This is a genomic window from Collinsella aerofaciens (assembly GCF_015546965.1).
In the GTDB taxonomy this organism is placed as follows: domain Bacteria; phylum Actinomycetota; class Coriobacteriia; order Coriobacteriales; family Coriobacteriaceae; genus Collinsella; species Collinsella aerofaciens_X.
The window spans coordinates 1-4,970 of the sequence record NZ_JADMUF010000023.1; the positions used below are offsets into that span (position 1 = coordinate 1).

Annotated in this window: 2 protein-coding genes; one reads left to right on the forward strand and one right to left on the reverse strand. The window is 61.8% G+C overall.

Going from position 1 to position 4,970, the window contains the following annotated elements:
* Positions 1–107: 107 nt before the first annotated feature.
* Positions 108–1,568, reverse strand: a complete 1,461-nt coding sequence (gene pyk / locus I1M21_RS09650; protein WP_099432613.1) for a pyruvate kinase — start codon at positions 1,566–1,568, stop codon at positions 108–110.
* A 441-nt stretch (positions 1,569–2,009) separates the two neighbouring features.
* Between pyk and I1M21_RS09655 the strand changes: the two genes are divergently transcribed.
* Positions 2,010–4,691: a cation-translocating P-type ATPase gene (locus I1M21_RS09655; RefSeq protein WP_195193392.1), complete on the forward strand. Its 2,682-nt coding sequence runs from the start codon at positions 2,010–2,012 to the stop codon at positions 4,689–4,691.
* The last annotated feature ends 279 nt before the right edge of the window (positions 4,692–4,970 follow it).

Genomic DNA, 4,970 nt, shown 5'->3' on the forward strand with positions numbered 1-4,970 from the left:
CCGGGCCCGCGCCTTTAGACGCGAGCCCGGGGCCCGTGGGTTATACCCTAAGAGCAAACCACCCTTTTTAAGGGTGGTTCTGATGCAAGTCTGCTTGCAAGTGCGATTTAGCGCACCTGAGCGACGTAAGCGACGTTGGTCGAGGAGACCTTGTCCTCGAGCTGGACGCTCATGCGGGGATCGCCGGCGGTAGCGACGGTCAGGTCGCCGGCCTCGACGTAGCCGAGCTCCTTAGCGGTCTCGATCGCCTTGACGATCGTGCCGTTGACGGTGCCCTGGGTAATCTCGGCCTGGTGCGGGATAACGCCCCAGTACATGATCATCTGCTGGACGGCCCACTCGTGGCGGGAGAACGCGCAGATCGGCATGTTGGGACGGAAGTGCGAGATCAGGCGAGCGGTACGACCGGTGGTCGTCGGCACGGTGATGCACTTGGCGCCAACGGTGGTAGCCATGTTCACAGCGGACATACCCACAACGTTGTTGACAACGCGGGTGCCGTGAGCGTCAGCCGGAACCTCGAGCGGAGCGTGGGCCGGGAGGTACTTCTCGGTCTCGAGAGCGATGCTGGCCTGCATCTTGACGGCCTCGACCGGGTACTTACCGGCAGCGGACTCGCCAGAGAGCATAACGGCGTCGGTGCCGTCGTAGATGGCGTTAGCAACGTCGGCAACCTCGGCGCGCGTCGGGCGCGGGTTCTGCTGCATGGAGTCGAGCATCTGCGTAGCGGTGATGACGGGCTTGTAAGCCGCGTTGCACTTGGCGATGATCTCCTTCTGGATGTGGGGAACGAGCTCGGGCTTGATCTCGATGCCCAGGTCGCCACGGGCGACCATGATGCCGTCGGAAGCCTCGAGGATCTCGTCGAAGTTCTCGACGCCCAGGGCGCACTCGATCTTCGGGAAGATCGTCACGTGCTCGCCGCCGTTCTCGCGGCAAAGCTCGCGGATGCCGCGGACGGACTCGCCGTCACGGATGAAGGAAGCGGCGATGTAGTCGATGTTCTCGGTCAGGCCAAAGAGGATGTCCTGACGATCGCGCTCGGTGATGGCGGGCAGCGAGATGTTGACGTTGGGCATGTTGACGCCCTTGCGCTCGCCGATCAGGCCGTCGTTCTTAACGACGCAGGTCATGTCCTGGCCGTCGACGGACTCGACCTCGAGGGCAACCAGGCCGTCATCGATCAGGATGAGGGAGCCCTTCTCGACCTCGGAGGGCAGAGCCAGGTAGTCGAGGGAGATGTGCTCAGCGGTGCCGTGGAAATCCTCGGACGTGGGCTGAGCGGTGACGACGATCTTGTCGCCGGTCTTGACGGCAACCTTCTTGCCGTCGACCAAAAGGCCGGTGCGGACCTCGGGGCCCTTGGTGTCGAGCAGGATGCCGACGGGCATGCCGAGCTCCTTGGAAATACGACGGACGCGCTCGATGCGACCGTGGTGCTCGTCGTAGGAGCCGTGCGAGAAGTTAAAACGGGCGACGTTCATGCCCGCCTTGATCATCTCGCGGATGGTCTCGTCGCTATCGCAGGCGGGACCCATGGTGCATACAATCTTGGTGCGCTTGTACATTCAGACCTCCATCTGACATCGTCTTGCGCTGATAGATAAACCATAAGAAATAAAACTGAGATGATTATAACGAAATGCCGACCGAATACCCCAAAAAATCGACCGTATGCCGAATTAGAAGTTCATTTTTTGCGGAAAAACGGTATATGCAAAAACTTTACCAACCGTTCTAACCGCTGCTATCTGGGCGATATTTTAGTTCGATGATGCGCCGAAGAAAAAACGTTTTATCAATGTTGAACATCACACGGTCTGCACCGTTGCGCCTGTGCCGTGTTTCCAGATGGAATGTTTTGGCTAGACGCGTCGCTTTGGGGTACCATAGCTCCACTATCAACTGCCGCTCAGCACGGCAGCCTTGATGAGCCCTTGCCCTTCTCCTGGGAATTATGATCGGGCATCAATCTGCTGAGTGGCCCGAATCCCAGGAGGGGACTCTATATGCAAAAGGAATACCTGTCCGCCGCGGCGGAGGTGCTCAGCGACCAAGGTGTCGATGAGAACCTCGGCCTGGGCAACGACGAGGCGTCGTCGCGCCTTGCCAAGACAGGCCCTAACAAGCTCGAGGAAGCCGAGAAGACGCCGCTATGGAAGCGTTTCTTTGAGCAGATGGCCGACCCCATGGTCATCATGCTGATCGTTGCCGCCGTTATCAGCGCACTTACGGGCATGGTCAAGGGCGAGCCCGATTTTGCCGACGTCGCCATTATCATGTTCGTCGTTATCGTCAACTCGGTGCTGGGCGTGGTCCAGGAAGCCAAGAGCGAGGAGGCCCTCGAGGCCCTGCAGGAAATGAGCGCGGCGCAGTCCAAGGTGCTGCGCGACGGCAAGCTCGTGCACCTGCCGAGCGCCGAGCTCGTGCCCGGTGACGTGATCATGCTCGAGGCGGGCGACTCGGTCCCGGCCGACTGCCGCGTCCTCGAGAGCGCCACGATGAAGATCGAAGAGGCCGCACTCACCGGCGAGTCCGTGCCGGTCGAGAAGCACGCCAACGTGATCGAGCTTGCCGCGGGCGCCGACGACGTGCCGCTCGGCGACCGCAAGAACATGTGCTACATGGGTTCCACCGTTGTGTACGGCCGTGGCCGCGCCGTCGTGGTCGGCACCGGCATGGACACCGAGATGGGCAAGATTGCCGGCGCCCTGGCCGAGGCCAAGGAAGAGCTCACGCCGTTGCAGGTGAAGCTCGCCGAGCTCAGCCGTATCCTTACCATCATGGTTATCGTCATCTGCGTCGTCATCTTTGGCGTCGACATCATCCGTCACGGCGTGGGTAACGTCCTTACCGACCCGACTGCCCTGCTCGACACCTTTATGGTCGCCGTCTCGCTCGCCGTCGCCGCCATCCCCGAGGGCCTGGTCGCCGTCGTGACCATCGTCCTTTCGCTCGGCGTGACCAAGATGGCCAAGCGCCAGGCGATTATCCGCAAGCTTTCTGCTGTCGAGACGCTCGGCTGCACGCAGACCATCTGCTCGGACAAGACCGGCACGCTTACCCAGAACAAGATGACCGTCGTCAAGCACGAGCTCGCTGCGCCCAAGGAAAAGTTCTTGGCCGGCATGGCGCTGTGCTCCGATGCCCAGTGGGACGAGGAGCTGGGCGAGGCCGTGGGCGAGCCGACCGAGTGCGCACTCGTCAACGATGCCGGCAAGGCTGGTCTTACTGGCCTGACTGCCGAGCACCCGCGCGTGGGCGAGGCCCCGTTCGACTCGGGCCGTAAGATGATGTCCGTGGTCGTCGAGACCCTGGACGGCGAGTACGAGCAGTACACCAAGGGCGCGCCCGACGTGGTGATCGGCCTGTGCACCCACATCTATGACGGTGAGAAGGTCGTTCCGCTGACTGAGGAGCGCCGCGCCGAGCTCGTGGCAGCCAACAAAGCCATGGCCGACGAGGCCCTGCGCGTGCTGGCGCTGGCGAGCCACACCTACACCGAGGTTCCCGCCGACTGCAGCCCCGCTGCGCTCGAGCACGACCTAGTCTTCTGCGGCCTGTCCGGCATGATTGACCCTGTCCGTCCCGAGGTGGCCGACGCTATCCGCGAGGCGCACGACGCCGGTATCCGCACCGTCATGATCACGGGCGACCACATCGACACCGCCGTGGCCATCGCCAAGCAGCTGGGCATCGTCGCCGATCGCAGCCAGGCTATCACCGGTGCCGACCTCGATCGCATGAGCGACGAGGAGCTCGACGCGCACATCGAGGACTACGGCGTGTACGCCCGCGTTCAGCCCGAGCACAAGACCCGCATCGTTGAGGCTTGGAAGTCGCGCGACCAGATCGTCGCCATGACGGGCGACGGCGTCAACGACGCCCCGTCCATCAAGCGCGCCGACATCGGCGTGGGCATGGGCATCACCGGTACCGACGTCACCAAGAACGTTGCCGACATGGTGCTCGCCGACGATAACTTCGCCACCATCATCGGTGCCTGCGAAGAAGGTCGTCGCATCTACGACAACATCCGCAAGGTCATCCAGTTCCTGCTTTCGGCCAACCTTGCCGAGGTCTTCTCGGTGTTCATCGCCACGCTCATCGGCTTTACCATCTTCCAGCCGGTGCAGCTGCTGTGGGTGAACCTGGTCACCGACTGCTTCCCCGCGCTCGCGCTGGGCATGGAGGACGCCGAGGGCGACATCATGAAGCGCAAGCCGCGCAACGCCAAGGACGGCGTCTTTGCCGGTCACATGGGCCTGGACTGCGTGGTCCAGGGCCTGATCATCACCGTGCTGGTGCTGGCGAGCTTCTTTGTGGGCGTGTACTTTGACATGGGCTACATCCACATCGCCGATATGATCGCCGGCAATGCCGACGAGGAAGGCGTGATGATGGCGTTCATCACGCTCAACATGGTCGAGATTTTCCACTGCTTCAATATGCGCAGCCGTCGTGCGTCGCTGTTTAGCATGAAGAAGCAGAACAAGTGGCTTTGGGCTTCGGCTGCGCTGGCGCTGGTGCTGACGGTTATCGTGACCGTGCAGCCGACGCTTGCCGAGATGTTCTTTGGCCCCGTGACGCTTGAGCTTAAGGGCGTTATCGCCGCCTTGGGCCTTGCCTTCCTGATCATTCCGCTGATGGAGATCTACAAGGCGATCATGCGCGCGGTCGAAAAAGAGTAGGTCGAAAGGCCATCCCTCCCACCGGCCCGACCGCCTGCGGGGTTTCTTCTTCGCTGGTCCTCGCGCTTCGCGCTGCGGGATCGCTCAGAAGAAACCCCTCTCGGCGGTCGGGCCTTCGGACAACCTCTCGGGACCGTAAGCTGAGGGAAAGTTTGTGAGCCGATCGAGCGTTTGCTCGACCGGCTCTTTTTGATTTCAAGACTTTAGTCTGCTGGCCGCGCAGCGGCCAGCTTTAAACCACCCGCTACGCGGGTGGAGACAAACGGCTTTACAAAGCCA

Excerpts from the sequence above, each read along its gene's own strand:
- pyk (WP_099432613.1), bottom strand. The coding sequence starts at position 1,568 with ATGTACAAGCGCACCAAGATTGTATGCACCATGGGTCCCGCCTGCGAT.
- I1M21_RS09655 (WP_195193392.1), top strand. The coding sequence starts at position 2,010 with ATGCAAAAGGAATACCTGTCCGCCGCGGCGGAGGTGCTCAGCGACCAA.